The organism is Arthrobacter sp. 05N429 (assembly GCF_056397045.1).
In genome coordinates this window covers 1-16,668 of record NZ_JBFTMQ010000011.1, presented here as the reverse complement: position 1 = coordinate 16,668, position 16,668 = coordinate 1, and the positions used below count along the sequence as shown (strand labels likewise).

Here is a 16,668-nt window from a genome sequence, read left to right as displayed (position 1 = left end):
ACGTGCGGGCTCGCCGTAACGAAACGGCGAGCCCGCACGGTACCGGCGATCCGGACGGACTAGCTGGCGGGGAGTGTGGGAAGCACGCCGGGAAGGGTCGGCTCCGGCAGCGGATTCGAAGGAAGCCCCCGGTCCCCGCCCGGTCCGGGGAGCCCGGGGATCCCCGGCGTGACCGGACGCTTCGGCGGCGCCGGAAGGACTCCGCCGCGGCCCACGGCAGGCGGTGTGGCGGCGCCGGGCTTCGCGGGAACTGCTGCGTCGGATTCGGGAGCCTGCGGGACACCATCTTCCGTCGGTGTTGTGGTGGCGCCCGAAGGCTTCGACGGCACGGGAGCCGCCGGAATGTCCGCCGGCGAGGGCTTGGCGGGCTCCGGGGCCACATCGGGGGTCTTGCCGGAAGGCTGGAAGATGATGCCCACCGTGTGGTTGATACTTTCGCGGAAGTCCCCGCTGGCGGCCGCCACAGCGCCGGCCCCGAGGGTCATGGCACCCACGACGGCGCCGCCGACGATTGCCAGCCTGCGCTTCCGGCCGCGACGCTCGGCGAGGCTCGTGACGCCGGCCGGCAGCGCCTCGTCGGTGTGGTCCAGAGCGGACGCGACAGTGGGCATCGCCGTCGTCGTCGTTGCGGGGGAACCTGCGGCGGAAGAGGTGGAGGCGCTGAAGCCGGGGGCGCCGGCGGACAGCAGCCCTGCGAGGTCGGCGCGGGGCGCGGGCGCCCGGTCCGGCACCAGTGCGCGGAGCTCCTCCAGCGAGCTGCGGAGCTCGGTGGATCCTTCGAGTCCGGAATCACGGAGCATCGCCTGGATGCTGCCATCCTGCTGGGGTTCGTGTGTTCCGGTCATGATGCTGCGTGGTCCTTTTCGGTGACGAGTTCGCGCAAGGCGCTGAGCCCGCGTCGTTGAAGCTGTTTGATTGCCCCGGGCGTCTTGTCCATGATGCGGGCCACCTGGTCGATGGAGAGGTCCGCGACGATCCGCAGAAGCAGGACTTCCCGTTGCTCGTCATTGAGTTGGGAGAGGGAATCGGAAATGCCGCCCAAGGAACCCAGGGCCTCGTCCTCGGCGGACGCGGCGTAACGGGTGTCGTCCCGGGGATCGTATTCGGCCAGGTAGGGCCTGCGTTCGGACCGCCGGTGGTGATCGACCAGCCTGGCGTGGGCGATGGAGAAGATGAAGGTCCGCAAGCCGCTGTGGCCGCCGGTGACCTTGGCCAGTTTCGGCAGGACATCGACGAACACGTCCTGGGTGAGCGCCTCGGCGTCGTCCACGCCGCGCGCCCGGAAGTATCCGAGCACCGCGGGTGAAATGACGGTATAGACAGCGCTGAAGCCTGATGGGTCGCCAGCTAAGGCTGCTGACAATTCGTCATCGCTTAGCTGTTCTGCCAAGAGGCTGTCCTTCCGGTTACTGCTGGGGTGCGGCCCCGGCAAGTCTAGCGGCCGCACCCCCGGTGCCTCCAAAGAGGCGTTCAATGCCTACTTGTTGAGCTCAGGCAGTTCGTCCGACGGCAGGGCCGGAACGGCCGGCGTGGCCGGAACAGCGGGCACGCCCTTGGCACCCGGCACGGCGGGAACGGCGACGGTCACGCCGGCGTGGGCCTTGGCCTCGGCAGCGCCCTTGGCGTTGGCGGCACCCTCGACAGAGACACCGTCCTTATCAGCTTCGACGGAGCCCTCTGCGGAGCCCTCGGTACCCTCAACGCTGGCGTCACCCTCGGCCGAGCCGTCAGCGGACGGGGAAGCCGGAACGGCGGGGACGGCCGGAACAGCCGGCGCTGCGGGAAGTTCAGGAGTCGCCGGAACCTCGGGGGTTGCCGGGACGGCGGGCGTAGCGTGGTTCACTTCAGCCTGCTGGGTGTTCGAAACCTGGGCCGCGTTGGCCAGGCCGATGCCGGAGAATCCTCCAACAGCGAGAATCGCGGCGCCGACAGCAATCTTGGTGGTCTTGCTAACACTCTTCATAAGAAACGTACATCCTTTGTTTTTGTGTGAAGGCTGGCTGAAGCCTGATGGGGGCAGTCAACAGCCCGCTCGTTCAATTGGAAGGCTGGCCAGCGCCCGATGGGGGCGGGCGCCGGCCTGCACTTGCAGTGGAAGGCCAGCCGGATTCCTGGTGGGGGGTCCATCCTCCGGCGGCGCTTACAAAGGAGTAATCGCCGGGGCACGCCAAAAGGTTACGCACCAATCAAAAGTTTTTTCGGGACCGCGTTCCGCGAGTTAACGACGACGGCGGCGGGCCGCCTTTTCAGGTGACCCGCCGCCGTCGTCGGCTGCGTCAGGAGCTGTGTCAGGATCGGAAGAGTCCGCTGTAGGCGTTGAGGGCGATCTGGCCGCCGAGGTGGGCGTAGAGGACATTGCTGCCGGCCGGGATCTCCCGGCTTTTCACGAGGTCGATCAGTCCGGCGAGGGACTTGCCCTCATAGACAGGGTCCGTGATCATCGCTTCGAGCGAGGCGCCGAGGCGGATGGCTTCGAGGGTGGACTCGACGGGAATTCCGTAGAGGTCCCCGGCCCAGCCCTCCATGACGTTGATTTCGTCATCCCGGAGCTCCCGGCCCAGGCCGATCAGCTCGGCGGTGTTGCGGGCAATGCGTTCCACCTGGTCGCGGGTCTTTTGCAGCGTGGCCGAGGCATCGATGCCGATCACCCGGCGCGGTTTGTCCTGGCCGGCAAAGCCCGCGACCATCCCGGCGTGGGTGGACCCGGTGACGGTGCAGACGATGATGGTGTCGAAGAAGACGCCGAGCTCGCGCTCCTGCTGTTCCACCTCGTAGGCCCAGTTGGCGAAGCCCAGCCCGCCCAGCCGGTGGTCGGAGCCGCCGGCCGGGATGGCGTAGGGCTTGCCGCCGGCGGCCTTTACTTCTTCGATGGCGTTCTCCCAGCTGCTGCGGACACCGATGTCGAAGCCTGCGCTGTCCAGCCGGACGTCGGCTCCCATAATCCGCGAGAGCAGGATGTTGCCCACGCGGTCAGATAGAGGGTCCGGCCAGTCGACCCAGTTTTCCTGGACCAGGCGGGCCTTCAGGCCGAGTTTCGCGGCCACGGCTGCGACCTGGCGGGTGTGGTTGGACTGGTAGCCGCCGATGGAGACGAGGGTGTCCGCGCCCTGGGCCAGGGCGTCCGGGACGAAGTACTCCAGCTTGCGGGTCTTGTTGCCGCCGAAGGCGAGTCCGCTGTTGACGTCCTCCCGCTTTGCCCAGATCCGGGCGCCGCCCAGGTGCGCGCTGAGCCGCGGCAGCGGGTGGATGGGACTCGGCCCAAACATCAGCGGGTAGCGCTCAAAATCGGTGATGGCCATCGACGGTCCTTTGCTCGCGGTGGGAAACTGCTTCTGCACTGGCAACATGCAATATATTGCATTGTCCGACAACGCCGTCTTCGTCACGGTCAGCGGCAACCCAGTCCTCCGGGACCTCCTGGAGCAGACCACCCCCGTCCTGCGCCGCGTGGAGCGGATGCGCTTCGGCTCTTTTGCCGCCCGCGGATCCGTGGCCCAGCACGCCGAAATCATCAGGCTCGCCCGTCTCGGCGACGCCGACGCTGCCGCCAGGGCGTGCCGGGAGAACTGGCTTTCGCTGCGTTTCGTGTCGGCGGAGTAGGTCCGGACTCACCGCTACTTTTTACCACGACGGCGGCGGGCCACCTTTCCAGGTGACCCGCCGCCGTCGTGCGTCAGTTTTTGCGTCAGTCGTTGATCAGGTCGTTGATCACGATGGTCTGGTCGCGGTCCGGGCCGACGCCGATCGCCGAGAAGCGTGTCCCGGAGAGCTTCTCGAGCGCCAGCACGTAGTTCTTGGCATTTTCCGGGAGATCGTCCAGGGTCCGGGCGCCGGTGATGTCCTCGGTCCAGCCCTCGAAGAACTCAAAGATCGGCTTGGCGTGGTGGAACTCGGTCTGGGTCATCGGCATTTCGTCGTGCCGGACGCCGTCGACGTCGTAGGCCACGCAGACCGGGATCTGCTCGATGCCGGTGAGAACGTCCAGCTTGGTCACGAAGTAGTCCGTGAACCCGTTGACGCGGGAAGCGTGACGGGCCAGCACGGCGTCGTACCAGCCGCAGCGGCGCGGCCGGCCGGTGTTGACGCCGAACTCACCGCCGGTCTTCTGCAGGTACAGGCCCATCTCATCGAACAGTTCCGTGGGGAAGGGGCCTGCGCCCACACGGGTGGTGTACGCCTTGATGATGCCGATGGAGCGCGAGATGCGGGTGGGGCCGATGCCCGAGCCCACGGAGGCGCCGCCCGCCGTCGGGTTCGAGGAGGTCACGAACGGGTAGGTGCCGTGGTCGACGTCCAGGAACGTGGCCTGGCCACCCTCCATGAGGACCACCTTGCCCTCATCCAGCGCCGTGTTCAGGACGAAGGTGCTGTCGATGACCAGCGGGCGAAGGCGCTCGGCGAAGGACAGGAAGTACTCCACGATCTCGTCCACCTCGATGTCGCGGCGGTTGTAGACCTTGACCAAGAGTTCGTTCTTCTGCCGCAGCGAGCCTTCGACCTTCTGGCGCAGGATGGACGCGTCAAAGACGTCCTGCACGCGGATGCCGAGGCGGGCCACCTTGTCCATGTAGGCAGGGCCGATGCCGCGGCCGGTGGTGCCGATGGCGCGGCTGCCGAGGAAACGCTCCGTGACCTTGTCCAGGACCTGGTGGTAGGGCGCCACGAGGTGCGCGTTGGCGGAGACGCGCAGCTTCGAGGTGTCGGCGCCGCGGGCTTCGAGGCCGTCGATTTCCTGGAACAGCGCTTCGAGGTTCACCACGCAGCCGTTGCCGATAATCGGAACCGCGTTGGGGCTCAGGATGCCGGCAGGAAGGAGCTTGAGCTCATACTTCTCACCGCCTACGACGACGGTGTGCCCGGCGTTGTTGCCGCCATTGGGCTTGACGACGTAGTCGACGCGGCCACCAAGCAGGTCAGTGGCCTTGCCTTTGCCTTCGTCGCCCCATTGGGCTCCGACGATCACGATTGCTGGCATGGGATCCTCCCCCATTCGTTCGGGCCGGACTGCCTTTGACCACCAGGTGGCCGCCGCAGCTCAGCGCCGTTCATGAGAATGCCCCGAATCTACCGCTGTGCTCTTACCCAACGCCAGAGTTCCGGGGCTCTTACCACCCAAGTTTAGCCGATTGCGGTGGCGGCGGGTCATTTGACCATCCAATGGACTCATCGCCGGGAGAAATGTGATTGCCTGCACAGACTGCGGCCCCGGCGGCCGCACTCGCCCGCACATCGCCTGACCCCAGCAGGATTTCCAGGCAGGAGGCGCACGCCGCGGCACCGCGCTCCTCCGGGATCCGGGTCTCCGGCAGACATCTCGTTTCGCAGGGCTTGATAGACTAATAAGGATCGATCAGGAATCGGTCCTCACCACATTTTCAAACCACACCGTACTTGGCGTGCCCGGTGCCCGGGCGTGCCCGCGTACGGTCTGGCAGCTTTACCAATCCCGCAGGAGACTCAGCAATATATGACAGCCTTGGCCACTGAAAATTCCCGCGAACAGCTTCTGAGCCGCCGCTACGAACCTAGCGTCGCGGCCGTCAACGAGCTGTGCGACACGCTGCAGGCAACCAAAGCTGGCACGAATGTCCCCTACGTGGATCCGATGCACGACGTCGACGAGTGCCGCATCATCAGCCTCTTCTCCAACATCGGAACCGAGGACGAATCGGGTTTCATCACCGCTGGCGACGACGAAGCCGCCGTCCGCCTGCTCGGCGTCCAGTGGAAGCTGGGCCTGCGCCCCGAGTACGTGATGCCGTGGAACGTCCACCCCTGGCACGTCCCGGGCGAGCCCAACGGCAAGTTCACGCCGGACCAGATCTCGGCGGGCCTGAAGCCGCTGCTGAAGTTCCTCGCCCTGGTGCCCCGCGCCTCGGTGATTGTGGCCCACGGCACCGAAGCCAACCGCCTCGCGAACCTGCTCCTCAAGACCGAGGTGCCCATGATCTGGCGCCGCGGCCTCAAGACCTACAAGGTCCGCTCGCTCAGCGGCCGCGCCTTCGCCGGCACCCCGGCCCGCCAGGAGCAGTACCTCGATGAAATGGGCACCGTCTACGCGGACGCGATGGCCCGCACGGGCCTGGCCAAGACCAGCTGACGATTCCGCAACGACGACGGCGGGCGCCCACCTTTCGGTGGACGCCCGCCGTCGTGCTTTAAGAAAGCAACGCGGGGTCACTTCCGGCCCATCCCAAGGGGTGGCATGGACCGGACGTGACCCCGCGTTGTGGTTAGCGCTTCTCGGCTTCGATGGCTGCCTTGGCGGCGGGGTCGGAGTCCTTGAGGAACTTCTCGATCCGCTCCGGTTCCTCGGCCTCGCCGATCGCAGCGGACGCGCGGCCCAGCGAATACAGGGCGCGCAGGAAGCCGCGGTTGGGTTCGTGCTCCCACGGGATTGGCCCCACGCCGCGCCAGCCGTTGCGGCGCAGCGAATCCAGGCCACGGTGGTAGCCGACGCGCGAGTAGGCGTAGGAATCGATGGTCCGGCCCTCAGCCCATGCTTCCTCGGCCAGCACGGCCCAGAGCAGCGACGACGTCGGGTGCTTCGCCACGAGGTCCAGGGCCTCCTGGCCGAGCGCCAGGTGCTGGTAGACCTCGGTCTCGGCAGGCAGGAGCGTGGGCTCGGGGCCCATCAGGTTCTTGCGAAACTCGTCCGACATGCCTAGAACGTCTTGCCGGTGGAACCGAGCTGCTGGGCAGCTTCGACGACACGGGCCGCGAGGCCGGCCTCGGCGGAGGCGCCCCAGACGCGGGGGTCGTACAGCTTCTTGTTGCCGACCTCGCCGTCGACTTTCAGGACGCCGTCGTAGTTGCGGAACATGTGGTCCACCACCGGGCGGGTGTAGGCGTACTGGGTGTCGGTGTCGATGTTCATCTTGATCACGCCGTAGGAGACGGCGTCGGCGATTTCCTTCTCGGAGGAGCCGGAGCCGCCGTGGAAGACGAGGTCGAACGGGTTGGCCTTGCCGATCTTGGCGCCCACCTGCTCCTGGATGTCCTTGAGGATTTCCGGGCGGAGCTTGACGCCGCCGGGCTTGTAGACACCGTGCACGTTGCCGAAGGTCAGCGCCGTGATGTAGCGGCCGTTTTCGCCGGAGCCGAGCGCGTCGATCGTGGCCAGGGCGTCTTCGACGGTGGTGTAGAGCTTGTCGTTGATGGCGTTCTCGACGCCGTCCTCCTCGCCGCCGACGGTGCCGATCTCGACTTCGAGGATCATCTTGGCGGCGGCGGTGCGCTCCAGCAGTTCACGGGCGATGCGCAGGTTTTCCTGCAGGGTCTCGGCGGAACCGTCCCACATGTGCGAGTTGAAGAGCGGGTTGCGGCCGGCCTTGACCTCGGCCTCGGAGGCTGCCAGCAGCGGGAGGACGAAGCCCTCGAGCTTGTCCTTGGGGCAGTGGTCGGTGTGCAGGGCGATGTTGACGCCGTAGTTCTTGGCGACTTCGCGGGCGAACGCGGCGAAGCCGAGCGAGCCGGCCACCATGTCCTTGGTGGACGCGCCGGACCAGTAGGCCGCGCCGCCGGTGGAGACCTGGACGATCCCGTCGGACTCGGCCTCGGCGAAGCCGCGGAGGGCTGCGTTGAGGGTCTGGGAGGAGGTGACGTTGACGGCGGGGAACGCGAAGCCGCCCGTCTTTGCGCGGTCGATCATCTCGGAGTAGATCTCTGGGGTTGCAATGGGCATGCTGACTCCTAAAGTGAATTTCGTCTGCGGGCTGGTGACCCTGGAGTGAACCTCGTCGGCTAGGAACCATCCTAGCCATTCCCGCGCCGGTGGCAGTGGTTCCGGTCACTCGGGCCTGTCATACTCGCCCCCTGGCGGGTCCGGAGCCCTGTACTACCCCGGGATCTGGTTGAACACGTGCCGGCGGATCCAGGCATGCATCGCGATGGCCGCGGCCGAGGCAGCGTTGATGGAGCGGGTGGAGCCGAACTGCTCGATCGAAAGGGTGTCCACCGCCGCTTCGTGGACCTCGGGGCTCAGCCCGGGCCCCTCCTGCCCGAACACCAGCACACAATCGCGGGGCAGTTCATAAGTTTCCAGCGGGACGGAGTCCGGGAAGATGTCGATGCCGATGATCGCCAGGCCCTCCCCCTGCGCCCAGCTCACGAAGTCCGCGACCGTGGGGTGGTGGCGGACGTGCTGGTACCGGTCGGTGACCATGGCGCCACGGCGGTTCCAGCGGCGTCGTCCGATGATGTGCACTTCCTTGGCCAGGAACGCGTTGGCGCTGCGCACGACGGTGCCGATGTTCATATCGTGCTGCCAGTTCTCGATCGCGATATGGAAGTTGTGGCGCCGCGAATCCAGCTCGGCCACGATCGCCTCGTGCTTCCAGTAGCGGTATTTGTCCAGCACGTTGCGGCGGTCCCCGTCCGCCAATAGGTCCGGATCCCAGTGCTCGCCTTCCGGCATATCGCCTTCCCAGGGGCCGACGCCGACCTCCGCCTTGGGCTCGGCGTCGGCCGCCGCCTCACTGGCGTTTCCGGCCGGGGAGCCGGAAAGGGTTTCGCTGGGTACCTCTGGTTCAGTCACGACTCAACATTAGACTGGGACTGGCATCGGCACATTATCGGCGGAGGACAGCATGGCGGAGCAGCAGGCAGACCACAGGGACGGCTCGGAGCACGTGCATTCTTCAAATTCGCTGTACCGCAGCGGCCAGGAGATCGAGTGCTGGCTGACCGACATGGACGGGGTCCTGGTCCACGAAAACCAGCCCATACCGGGCGCCTCGGAACTCATCCAGCGCTGGGTGGACACCTCGAAGCGCTTCCTCGTCCTGACCAACAATTCCATCTTCACGCCCCGGGACCTCGCCGCACGGTTGAAGAGTTCGGGCCTGGAAATCCCCGAGGAGAACATCTGGACCTCGGCCCTGGCCACTGCCCAGTTCCTCAAGGACCAGGTGCGGGGCTCGGATTCCGGCAACCGCGCCTACACGATCGGCGAGGCGGGCCTCACGACGGCGCTGCACGAGGCAGGTTTTATCCTCACCGACCAGGACCCGGACTTCGTGGTCCTCGGCGAAACCCGGACCTACTCCTTTGAGGCCATCACCATGGCCATCCGGCTGATCCTGGGCGGTGCCAGGTTCATCGCCACCAACCCGGACGCCACCGGGCCGTCGAAGGACGGCCCGATGCCTGCCACCGGCGCGATCGCGGCGCTCATCACCAAGGCGACCGGCCGGGAGCCCTACATTGTGGGCAAGCCGAACCCGATGATGTTCCGCTCGGCCATGAACCAGATCGACGCGCATTCGGAAACCACCGCCATGATCGGTGACCGGATGGACACCGACATCATCGCCGGCATGGAAGCGGGGCTGCACACGGTGCTGGTGCTCAGCGGGATCACCCACAAGGACGACATTGCCGCCTACCCGTTCCGGCCTAACCAGGTCCTGAACTCGGTCGCGGACCTGAAGAACCAGATCTAGGCACGCCACTGGAACCCTAGAACGCGATCTTTTTGCCTCCGCCGGAGGGCAGCGGGAAGAGTTCGTCCTCCAGCCCCTCGATGACCGGCCGGTAGACGAACGGATTCCAGCCCGGGCTGGCGTGCGCCGGCCGGGCGCCGTCGGTCCGTTGCGAGTCGGAGGCCATGTTGTCCTTGAAGGTCAGGGACCAGGAGTCGCGGGCCGCGCCGTAGTCCACGGTCTGGTCGCGGGGATTGCCAATAAAAGCCATCTTCGTCCCGCCGAGCTTGCCCGCGAAGCGGGTGGCATCAAAATGGTAGATGTAGGCGGACTCGGACTGGATCAGGACGCTGGACGGCGCAATCGGCGAGAGCTGTTCCAGTGTCTGGTCCAGGATCTGCCCCCAGCTGCGCTCGTCCTTGTGCAGCATCCGCTCGCCCAGTTCATAGCCGCCGCGCACCACCGTGGGGAACCGGAAGCCGCTCTCGTAGAGGAACACGACCCCCTCAAACCAGCTTTGGTCCAGCACGTCGTACTTGCTGTACGGGCTGGAATCCAGCAGGATGAACGCCACCTCAATGCCGTGCAGCTCCCTTAGCCGGGCGGCGACCTGGGTGGCCACCATGCCGCCGAAGCTGTGCCCGTAGAAGTAGAGCTGGTCCAGCTGGTGGGCCCGGGCGTGCTCCACCACCGCGATCACGATTTCGTCGATGTCCAGGCCCACGTTGGAGTATCCGACGGCGGCGAGCTGGCCGCGCTTGTTCAGCGCCCCGCGCAGCGCGTTCAGGATCCACAGGGCTTCCTCCCAGCTCGTTTTGTAGCCGGGAAAGAGGAACCAGCTGGCGTGGGGGAAGTACTTCTCGGCGGTCTCGTCCGGCACGGTGAGGATTTTGTGGACCCGGCGTTCGGCCTGCACCCGCCGGGTGAACAACATATCGGCCGCCAGTACGGAGGCAGCCCCCGTGCCGATCAGGAAGCCCCGCCGGGAGAACCTCGTGAGTTCGGCGGCGTGCCGAAGCACGCGGGCGTCGACGTCGCCGGCCCCGCCTACATCCTCAACTTCAGGCACATGCGGCACATCTCTACCGTAGCCACCGGGGCAGGCCGATCAGAAACGGCGCCGGATAACAGCTCAGCCACAGTCCGGCGGCCGGTCCTGCCTACACGGGTTCGGGTTCGCGGCCCACTTCGCGGCGGCTGATCTCGAGGCCAATGTCGTCGTAGGTGGCCAGAAGTCCCGCACGGGCCATATCGGCGGGGTTGTCCAGAAGGCCAAACACGGAATCGCTGGCGGCCAGCAGTTCATCGTCCGAGAAGCCTGCGAGCGGGCGCGTACCGGAGGCATCGATGGAGGCCGTGAATTCCCCGGCCAGATCCAGGGGCTGCAGCGCGGCGGTCGGATCAAAAACATGCGCGGAAAGCTCCAGCGAAACACCCTTTCCGGTTCCCAGCGCGCCCGCCACGTCGCCGGCGATGGCGCCGGTGTCGATCGAGTTAAGGTCGTTGCGGAGTCCGGCCAGCGCCGCTGACTCGACAAAGGAGGCACGCCCCAGTTCAACACGGATGTGTGAGGTGATGCCCATCTGGCGGATGCGCTGGATGGTCTGCATGAGGGAGGGGCGGGAGGCCTGCGTCAGGCTGCCAAGAACGTCGATCCGGACGGTGTCTGAGACGGTATCGATCTTGACGTGGGCATTAAGAGACTGGTCCATAGGTACTCCAAAAATAAAGGAATCTATGGCCGACGGCTCAACCTCACCCAGCGTATAGGCCAACAGCGGGGCGCACAAGTCATATCCCGCTACCGGTTCAGCCGGCCTCTTGCCGGCCCGGCTCCTCGAAGTGGGTACGGGACGCGGTGCCACCCACGGATTGGACCAGGGAGGTGGCGATGTCACGGAGCTTGACGTTGCCGTTGCTCGACGCGTCCGTGAGGATCCTGACGGCCTTCTCCTGGTTGCAGCGGTTTTGTGCCATAACGATCCCGATGGCCATGTCGATCACGGTGCGGGATTCAAGGGTGGCGCGGAGGTTCGTGGCGCTGTCCGTGTGCAGGGAGAAGCGGACGGCCAGTCGCAGCGCCTGGGAGATTTCGCGGGTGTAGCCGCGGGCCCGGGCGGCAACATCGCCGTCGAACTTGTGCGGCACATCGGAGTAGAGGTTAAGCGCCGCCTGGGCCTCGCCTTGCAGGTGGAACGGCACGGAGAGCACCGAGCGCAGCCCGTGGGAGGCGACGGCAGTGGCGTAATCCGGACCCCACCTGTCCTCTTCAAACAGGTCCGGAACGTAGACTTCGCGCTCTTCCTGCGCCGCCGTCAGGCACGGGCCCTGCGAGAGCCGGTATTGGATTTCGTCCACCTCGCGGGCGGAGTCGCTGCTCCAGCCGATGGTCGCGGCCTTCCGGTCGCGCAACAGGGTGATCCCGCACAACGCATCGTCGCCGGCTCCCGCCACTTGGTGGGCGGAGAACCGGGCGAGTTCATTGAGGAAGTCCTCGAAATCGGCGCTGTCCAGGATGAGGTTCTGGATCTGGTCGACGGTGCTGAGGGGTTCAGTTCCGAGAAGTTCTTCGGGAAGGAGCATGCGCGTGGTCTCCGGGGCCTGTTCTGGTGGGTATTTATGAATGATAAAACACGCCCAATGCACCGTCTACACGTGTCCGCTGAGGGATGAACTCCCTAGGCGAGGCCGAGCTCGTCCTTGCCGAAGGCGAAGAGGTAGGGAACGCCGGCCGCGGCCTCGATCTTTTCCTTGGCACCGGTGTCGCGGTCCACGATCACGGCGACGGCGACGACGTTGCCGCCCGCCTTGCGGACGCCCTCGACGGCGGTCAGCGCGGAACCGCCGGTGGTGGACGTGTCTTCAAGCACCAGCACCTTGCGGCCTTCGACGGAGGGGCCTTCCACCTGGCGGCCCATGCCGTAGGATTTCTGCGCCTTGCGGACCACGAAGGCGTCCACGGGACGTCCGGCGTCGACGGCGGAATGCATCACGGCGGTTCCCACGGGGTCGGCGCCCATGGTGAGCCCGCCCGCACACTCAAAGTCGATCCCGGCGTCGTCCAGCAATGAGAGCATGACCTGGCCGACCAGCTTGGAGGCCTCGTGGTGCAGCGTGATCCGGCGAAGGTCGATGTAGTAGTCGGCTTCCGCGCCGCTGGAGAGGATGACCTTGCCGCGGACAACGGCCAGCTCCTTGATCAGTTCAAGCAGGCGGGCACGGGCGGCAGCGGCGTCGGCTGCAGGGGCACTGGTGGCAGTCATGGGACCCAGTTTAGTGGCTGGGCGGCACAGGATTCCCCGCCGGCGCCCCACATGTCGGCGGGAGGCCGGACGGCTACGAACGCTGCGGCGCACGCCGGGCGAAGGCCGGTGCGTGTTCGGGCCGCGGCCCGAAGGCAATGAAGCGGGGAATGATGGTGCGGAATGCCGGAACGTGCCGGGCGACGAAGAGTGCCGCGGACGGAAACTTTGTCCGTTTCCCGGACATGATCGGACCGAAGATCGCGCGTTGCATGATCCTTTGGACGGTCTGCACGACGACGGTGGGCAGCCGCCGCCGTCGTTCGACTTTCTCCAGGTCCGCGGTGGTCACCTGGCCCCGGAGCAGTGCGGGGGCCAGGTACTCGGCGGCGGCCGCAGCGTCCTGGATGGCGAGGTTGATTCCGACGCCGCCGGCCGGGGACATCGCATGCGCCGCGTCCCCGATGCACAGCAGCCCGTTGATGTGCCAGGTGCGCAGCCGGTTGAGGCGCACGTCCAGCCAGTGGAGGTCATCGAGGGACGCGATGGCGTCAACACGGTCCGCAAGGTCCGGGCGGAGCGCCGCGACCCGCCGCCGGAAGCCCTCGACGCCTTCCGCCCGGATCCGAGCGTCGGCGCCCTTGGCAGCGAGGTAGCCCATTTGGTAATAGTCGGTGCGGAACAGGGCCAGCAGCGCCTCGCCGGGGCCGAACGCCGGGACGAGCCCCGCCACCTCACCCGTTTCGGAGGGATAGCGGGGCAACCGGAACCACCAGGTGTCGAAGGGCACCGGGAACTCTTGTGGGGCCAGCCCGGCGGCGGTGCGCAGCGCGGAATGGCGGCCGTCTGTGGCAACCACGAGGTCCGCCAGGAGTTCGTCCGGCCTGCCGTCGGGGGTCCGGAAGCGGACTCCGCGGACCCGGCCCCCGTTTCGGACCAGCCCGGTGGCCGTATGGCTCATGAGCAGCGTGAACCCAGGTTCCTGGGCGGCGGCGTCGGCGAGGAAGCTCAGGAAGTCCCATTGCGGCATCATGGCGATGTAGTTGTAGGGCGGCGGCAGGGCATCAAAATCGCCCATGGTCACCGGCGGCCCGCCCGGGACCGGGAATACGACATTCTTCAGGCGGCTCTGCGGCAGCCGGCGGAATTCCTGGCCGAGCCCGAGTTCGTCAATGAGCCGGATGGTGGACGGATGCACAGTGTCGCCGCGGAAGTCGCGCAAGAAGTCCGCGTGCTTCTCCAAAACCGTCACCCGTACCCCGGCCCGCGCCAGGAGCAAGCCGAGCATCATCCCCGCAGGTCCACCGCCCACCACCGCACATCCGGTCGTCTCCATGGCCATACGCTACGCCTGCACGCGGCGGCGCGGGAGGGTTTGGATGCGCACGTTTCGGACACCCGCGGCCGTTCCGGACCGGCGCGGCGGGGATCCGTGTAGCGCCGGCCCGAAACCGAGGCGTCGGTCCGAAACCGCAGCGCCGGGCATCCCTGGCGCCGCCGGCTCAGAGCCTGGTGTCGAAGGAATCGCAGAAGACGTTCTCGTTGAACGTGCCCTGGAATTCCGACTTGCCCTGGATCTTCTCGATGGTTGCCCGGATGGCCTCCCGGGATCCGGCGTGGGCGTGAATGGCGGTCTTCACCATCGGCACGTCAATCAGGTGGTTGGGCTGGTTGAGCGAGACGAACACGGTGGGGACCTCGGTGACGTACCAGGGGATTTCCGCGGCCATCGGCGTGGACCATTTGATCCGGATGGCAGCCTCCTGGGCGAAGCCCTTGACATTGGCGAACACGAAGGCGGCATCGTACTTCTCCGCGTAGTCGCCGGTGGCTTCCTCGGAGATGACCGACATGAAATTCACGCCGGTCTCCCCTGCCGCCTCCCGCTGGTCCGCCGTCTTGAACAGGTGCACCTCGAAGCCGGCGCGCTCCAGTTCGGCCTTGACGGTGTCCAGGTACGCCAGCGGGTCGGCGCGGGTGAAGTCCGAGCCTCCGGAGATGCCGTACAGCCGGATCCGTTTGTGCGTCTCCGGGGTGATGGGCAGGTTGCTGGCGGTGTCCTTGACCAGGGTGACGGTCTTGTCCGCGACCGCCGCCGCCACGGCACGGTGGGCTTCGCTGCCGATGAGCTGCAGAGCCTCGACCGGCGGGACCAGCTCGGTGCGCGCCTTCCGGTGCAGCCCCAGGCTTGCTTTGAGGGCCAGGATCCGGCGCAGCGCATCATGCAGGCGCTGTTCGGTGATGACGCCTGACGTGTAGCCCTCCAGCATGTACTGGAAATCCTCCGCCGGGTTGCGGAAGAACAGGAACATGTCGCAGCCGGCGGCGATGGTGGCCGGAACCAGGTCCTTGCGCCGCATTGCCTGGGTCAGCCCGATCATCTGCGACGCGTCCGTGAGGACCAGCCCGTTGAAGCCGAGCTCGCCGCGGAGCAGGTCCTGGAGCAGTTCCGGCGCCAGGGTCGCGGGCAGGATGTCCTTGTCCGCCAGGCCGGGGCGGAAGTGCCGGGACAGCTCAGGCGCCCCGATGTGCCCGATCATGATGGACTGCACGCCGTGCCCGATCATCTCGCGGTACACGTGCCCGTAGCTCCGGTTCCACTCCTCGTAACCGAGGGTGTTGTAGGAGGTGACCACGTGCTGGTCGCGTTCGTCCATGCCGTCGCCGGGGAAGTGTTTCATGGCGCAGGCAGTGGGTGACTCGCTGATGCCGTCGAAGTATTCCTTGGCGCGCTCCACCACGATTTCCGGGGTGTTGCCGAAGGCGCGGGTGGAGATGACGGTGTTCCGCCAGTTGTAGTGGATGTCAATAATCGGCGCGAACGCCCAGTTGCAGCCCAGCGCCGCGGTTTCCACTCCGGCGACCTGCCCCATCTGCCGGGCGATGGCCTTGTCCGGGTGCGAGCCGGCCTGCAGGTGCGTCGACACAAACGTTCCGTCGTCGCAGCTTCCGGCTCCGCCCATTTCCGGGTTGGAGGCCACCAGGAGCGGGATGCGGGTCCTGGACTGCGCGTAGCGGATGTGTTCCTGCACCGCGGCGGAGGGTCCGGGCCGGTAGCGCATGCCGCCGACGTGGAAGTTCTCCAGCACACCGTCGAGGTACTCCGGGGCGTAGTCGTTGTTGTGGTTGATGAACAGCTGCCCGATTTTTTCCTCGAGGCTCATCCCGGCGATGGTTGAATCCACCCACGCCACGGCGTCGTCGTCGAGGTTGAACGGCGCGGCCTGAAGGTCGACGTCGAACTGGCGCGGCTGGGTGCCCGCGGCACCGGACGCGTCAGCGCCGCCCGTCTCGGCTGCCGCGGCGGAGCCGGCGACGGCGGCAATGGCGGCCAGCGCTTCGGTCACCACCTGGCTGACCGGGCCGGCGATGTCCACCAGGATCCCGGTTTCGTCGGCCTCGAGCGGTTCCAGCGTTGCCAGCTGGGAGTCAAGCAGCGCGGCCGGCATGAAGTGGCCGGAGCGTCCTTCGAGCCGGGACCCCAGGACCTCTTTGCTGCCGTGCAGGTGCAGGAACACGGTGCCGGGCGCCAGGGCCCGGATGGCGTCCCGGTAGCAGCGTTTGAGCGCGGAGCATGCGAGCACCAGACCGCCGTCTCCGGCGTTGGCGAGCTCGGTGCCCACGGTGGCGAGCCAGGGCCAGCGGTCCTCGTCCGTCAGCGGGGTGCCGGCCGCCATCTTGGCGACGTTCTCCACGGGGTGGAGGGAGTCGCCGTCGAGGAAGGGTGCGCCGAGTCCGCGGGCGACGAGGTCGCCGATGGTCGTCTTGCCGCACCCGGAGACGCCCATAACAACAATGCGTGGTGCGGCCTGGCCTGCCGGGAAGGGTTCGATGGGGGTCACCGGTTGTGCCCGCTCACCAGTCATGGACGGTGCCGTCGACGAGGCGGTTGTAGGGCAGGTAGGCCTGCTGGTACGGGAACGCCGCGGCCGCTTCCTCGTTGAATTCGACGCCGATGCCGGGCTTGTCGCCCGGGTGCAGGTACCCGTCCACGAACGTCATGG

General features: G+C 66.8%; 17 protein-coding genes and 1 pseudogene. 3 read left to right on the top strand and 15 right to left on the bottom strand.

All coding sequences use genetic code 11. From position 1 onward, the window contains the following. Window positions 1-59: 59 nt before the first annotated feature. The 4 genes from AC1DF4_RS15695 to AC1DF4_RS15680 form a co-directional block, all read right to left on the bottom strand. Complete coding sequence (locus tag AC1DF4_RS15695; protein WP_476913748.1) at window positions 60-845, bottom strand: hypothetical protein; 786 nt, start codon at window positions 843-845, stop codon at window positions 60-62. Further along, window positions 842-1,390, bottom strand: a complete 549-nt coding sequence (locus AC1DF4_RS15690; RefSeq protein WP_476913747.1) for an RNA polymerase sigma factor — start codon at window positions 1,388-1,390, stop codon at window positions 842-844. Before AC1DF4_RS15690 ends, AC1DF4_RS15695 begins: the two co-directional genes overlap by 4 nt. Before the next feature lie 87 nt (window positions 1,391-1,477). After that, window positions 1,478-1,963: a hypothetical protein gene (locus AC1DF4_RS15685; RefSeq protein ID WP_476913746.1), complete on the bottom strand. Its 486-nt coding sequence runs from the start codon at window positions 1,961-1,963 to the stop codon at window positions 1,478-1,480. A 325-nt stretch (window positions 1,964-2,288) separates the two neighbouring features. After that, window positions 2,289-3,299 (bottom strand): 1-aminocyclopropane-1-carboxylate deaminase, encoded by a 1,011-nt coding sequence (locus AC1DF4_RS15680; RefSeq protein WP_476913745.1) that lies wholly within the window; start codon window positions 3,297-3,299, stop codon window positions 2,289-2,291. A gap of 46 nt (window positions 3,300-3,345) precedes the next feature. Between AC1DF4_RS15680 and AC1DF4_RS15675 the strand changes: the two genes are divergently transcribed. Further along, entirely contained in the window at window positions 3,346-3,600 is a 255-nt protein-coding gene (locus AC1DF4_RS15675) for an FCD domain-containing protein (protein WP_476913744.1), read from the top strand. Window positions 3,601-3,685: 85 nt separating this feature from the next. On the opposite strand, the gene AC1DF4_RS15670 is transcribed toward AC1DF4_RS15675, so the two are convergent. After that, window positions 3,686-4,975, bottom strand: a complete 1,290-nt coding sequence (locus AC1DF4_RS15670; RefSeq protein WP_224048410.1) for an adenylosuccinate synthase — start codon at window positions 4,973-4,975, stop codon at window positions 3,686-3,688. Window positions 4,976-5,467: 492 nt separating this feature from the next. On the opposite strand from AC1DF4_RS15670, the gene AC1DF4_RS15665 reads away from it, so the two are divergent. Further along, the gene (locus AC1DF4_RS15665) at window positions 5,468-6,100 is read left to right on the top strand and encodes a uracil-DNA glycosylase family protein (RefSeq protein ID WP_441406982.1); all 633 of its coding nucleotides are present in this window, start codon (window positions 5,468-5,470) and stop codon (window positions 6,098-6,100) included. A gap of 133 nt (window positions 6,101-6,233) precedes the next feature. Here the strand turns inward: AC1DF4_RS15665 and AC1DF4_RS15660 are convergent, their stop codons facing one another. The 3 genes from AC1DF4_RS15660 to AC1DF4_RS15650 form a co-directional block, all read right to left on the bottom strand. Further along, window positions 6,234-6,662, bottom strand: a complete 429-nt coding sequence (locus AC1DF4_RS15660) for a DUF3151 domain-containing protein (RefSeq protein WP_476913743.1) — start codon at window positions 6,660-6,662, stop codon at window positions 6,234-6,236. A gap of 2 nt (window positions 6,663-6,664) precedes the next feature. After that, the gene (gene fbaA / locus AC1DF4_RS15655) at window positions 6,665-7,684 is read right to left on the bottom strand and encodes a class II fructose-bisphosphate aldolase (protein WP_224048407.1); all 1,020 of its coding nucleotides are present in this window, start codon (window positions 7,682-7,684) and stop codon (window positions 6,665-6,667) included. 153 nt (window positions 7,685-7,837) lie between these two features. Next, window positions 7,838-8,416, bottom strand: coding sequence for a TrmH family RNA methyltransferase (locus AC1DF4_RS15650; protein ID WP_476913826.1), 579 nt, complete (start codon window positions 8,414-8,416; stop codon window positions 7,838-7,840). A gap of 172 nt (window positions 8,417-8,588) precedes the next feature. Here AC1DF4_RS15650 and AC1DF4_RS15645 point away from each other — a divergent pair, with 172 nt between their 5' ends. Further along, complete coding sequence (locus AC1DF4_RS15645; protein WP_476913742.1) at window positions 8,589-9,443, top strand: HAD-IIA family hydrolase; 855 nt, start codon at window positions 8,589-8,591, stop codon at window positions 9,441-9,443. Between the two features lie 16 nt (window positions 9,444-9,459). Here AC1DF4_RS15645 and AC1DF4_RS15640 read toward each other — a convergent pair whose 3' ends face one another. From AC1DF4_RS15640 to AC1DF4_RS15610, 7 genes and pseudogenes are all read right to left on the bottom strand, one after another. Next, window positions 9,460-10,500: a thioesterase domain-containing protein gene (locus AC1DF4_RS15640; protein ID WP_476913741.1), complete on the bottom strand. Its 1,041-nt coding sequence runs from the start codon at window positions 10,498-10,500 to the stop codon at window positions 9,460-9,462. A gap of 82 nt (window positions 10,501-10,582) precedes the next feature. After that, window positions 10,583-11,134 (bottom strand): hypothetical protein, encoded by a 552-nt coding sequence (locus AC1DF4_RS15635; protein WP_476913740.1) that lies wholly within the window; start codon window positions 11,132-11,134, stop codon window positions 10,583-10,585. A 97-nt stretch (window positions 11,135-11,231) separates the two neighbouring features. Then, the gene (locus AC1DF4_RS15630; protein WP_476913739.1) at window positions 11,232-12,005 is read right to left on the bottom strand and encodes a GAF and ANTAR domain-containing protein; all 774 of its coding nucleotides are present in this window, start codon (window positions 12,003-12,005) and stop codon (window positions 11,232-11,234) included. A gap of 95 nt (window positions 12,006-12,100) precedes the next feature. Beyond that, complete coding sequence (pyrE, locus tag AC1DF4_RS15625; protein WP_476913738.1) at window positions 12,101-12,685, bottom strand: orotate phosphoribosyltransferase; 585 nt, start codon at window positions 12,683-12,685, stop codon at window positions 12,101-12,103. Window positions 12,686-12,758: 73 nt separating this feature from the next. Further along, a complete protein-coding gene (locus tag AC1DF4_RS15620; protein WP_476913737.1) occupies window positions 12,759-14,000 on the bottom strand; it encodes an FAD-dependent oxidoreductase in 1,242 nt (413 codons plus the stop codon). A 166-nt stretch (window positions 14,001-14,166) separates the two neighbouring features. Further along, entirely contained in the window at window positions 14,167-16,452 is a 2,286-nt protein-coding gene (locus tag AC1DF4_RS15615) for a gluconokinase, GntK/IdnK-type (protein ID WP_476913825.1), read from the bottom strand. Between the two features lie 67 nt (window positions 16,453-16,519). Continuing rightward, window positions 16,520-16,668: pseudogene (locus tag AC1DF4_RS15610) on the bottom strand (bifunctional D-altronate/D-mannonate dehydratase); the annotation flags it as partial.

What these genes read in the sequence shown, in the direction of transcription:
- AC1DF4_RS15695 (WP_476913748.1), bottom strand. Translation starts at nt 845, where the DNA reads ATGACCGGAACACACGAACCCCAGCAGGATGGCAGCATCCAGGCGATG.
- AC1DF4_RS15685 (WP_476913746.1), bottom strand. Translation starts at nt 1,963, where the DNA reads ATGAAGAGTGTTAGCAAGACCACCAAGATTGCTGTCGGCGCCGCGATT.
- AC1DF4_RS15680 (WP_476913745.1), bottom strand. Translation starts at nt 3,299, where the DNA reads ATGGCCATCACCGATTTTGAGCGCTACCCGCTGATGTTTGGGCCGAGT.
- AC1DF4_RS15675 (WP_476913744.1), top strand. Translation starts at nt 3,346, where the DNA reads ATGCAATATATTGCATTGTCCGACAACGCCGTCTTCGTCACGGTCAGC.
- AC1DF4_RS15670 (WP_224048410.1), bottom strand. Translation starts at nt 4,975, where the DNA reads ATGCCAGCAATCGTGATCGTCGGAGCCCAATGGGGCGACGAAGGCAAA.
- AC1DF4_RS15665 (WP_441406982.1), top strand. Translation starts at nt 5,468, where the DNA reads ATGACAGCCTTGGCCACTGAAAATTCCCGCGAACAGCTTCTGAGCCGC.
- AC1DF4_RS15660 (WP_476913743.1), bottom strand. Translation starts at nt 6,662, where the DNA reads ATGTCGGACGAGTTTCGCAAGAACCTGATGGGCCCCGAGCCCACGCTC.
- fbaA (WP_224048407.1), bottom strand. Translation starts at nt 7,684, where the DNA reads ATGCCCATTGCAACCCCAGAGATCTACTCCGAGATGATCGACCGCGCA.
- AC1DF4_RS15650 (WP_476913826.1), bottom strand. Translation starts at nt 8,416, where the DNA reads ATGCCGGAAGGCGAGCACTGGGATCCGGACCTATTGGCGGACGGGGAC.
- AC1DF4_RS15645 (WP_476913742.1), top strand. Translation starts at nt 8,589, where the DNA reads ATGGCGGAGCAGCAGGCAGACCACAGGGACGGCTCGGAGCACGTGCAT.
- AC1DF4_RS15635 (WP_476913740.1), bottom strand. Translation starts at nt 11,134, where the DNA reads ATGGACCAGTCTCTTAATGCCCACGTCAAGATCGATACCGTCTCAGAC.
- AC1DF4_RS15630 (WP_476913739.1), bottom strand. Translation starts at nt 12,005, where the DNA reads ATGCTCCTTCCCGAAGAACTTCTCGGAACTGAACCCCTCAGCACCGTC.
- pyrE (WP_476913738.1), bottom strand. Translation starts at nt 12,685, where the DNA reads ATGACTGCCACCAGTGCCCCTGCAGCCGACGCCGCTGCCGCCCGTGCC.
- AC1DF4_RS15620 (WP_476913737.1), bottom strand. Translation starts at nt 14,000, where the DNA reads ATGGAGACGACCGGATGTGCGGTGGTGGGCGGTGGACCTGCGGGGATG.
- AC1DF4_RS15615 (WP_476913825.1), bottom strand. Translation starts at nt 16,452, where the DNA reads ATGGGCGTCTCCGGGTGCGGCAAGACGACCATCGGCGACCTCGTCGCC.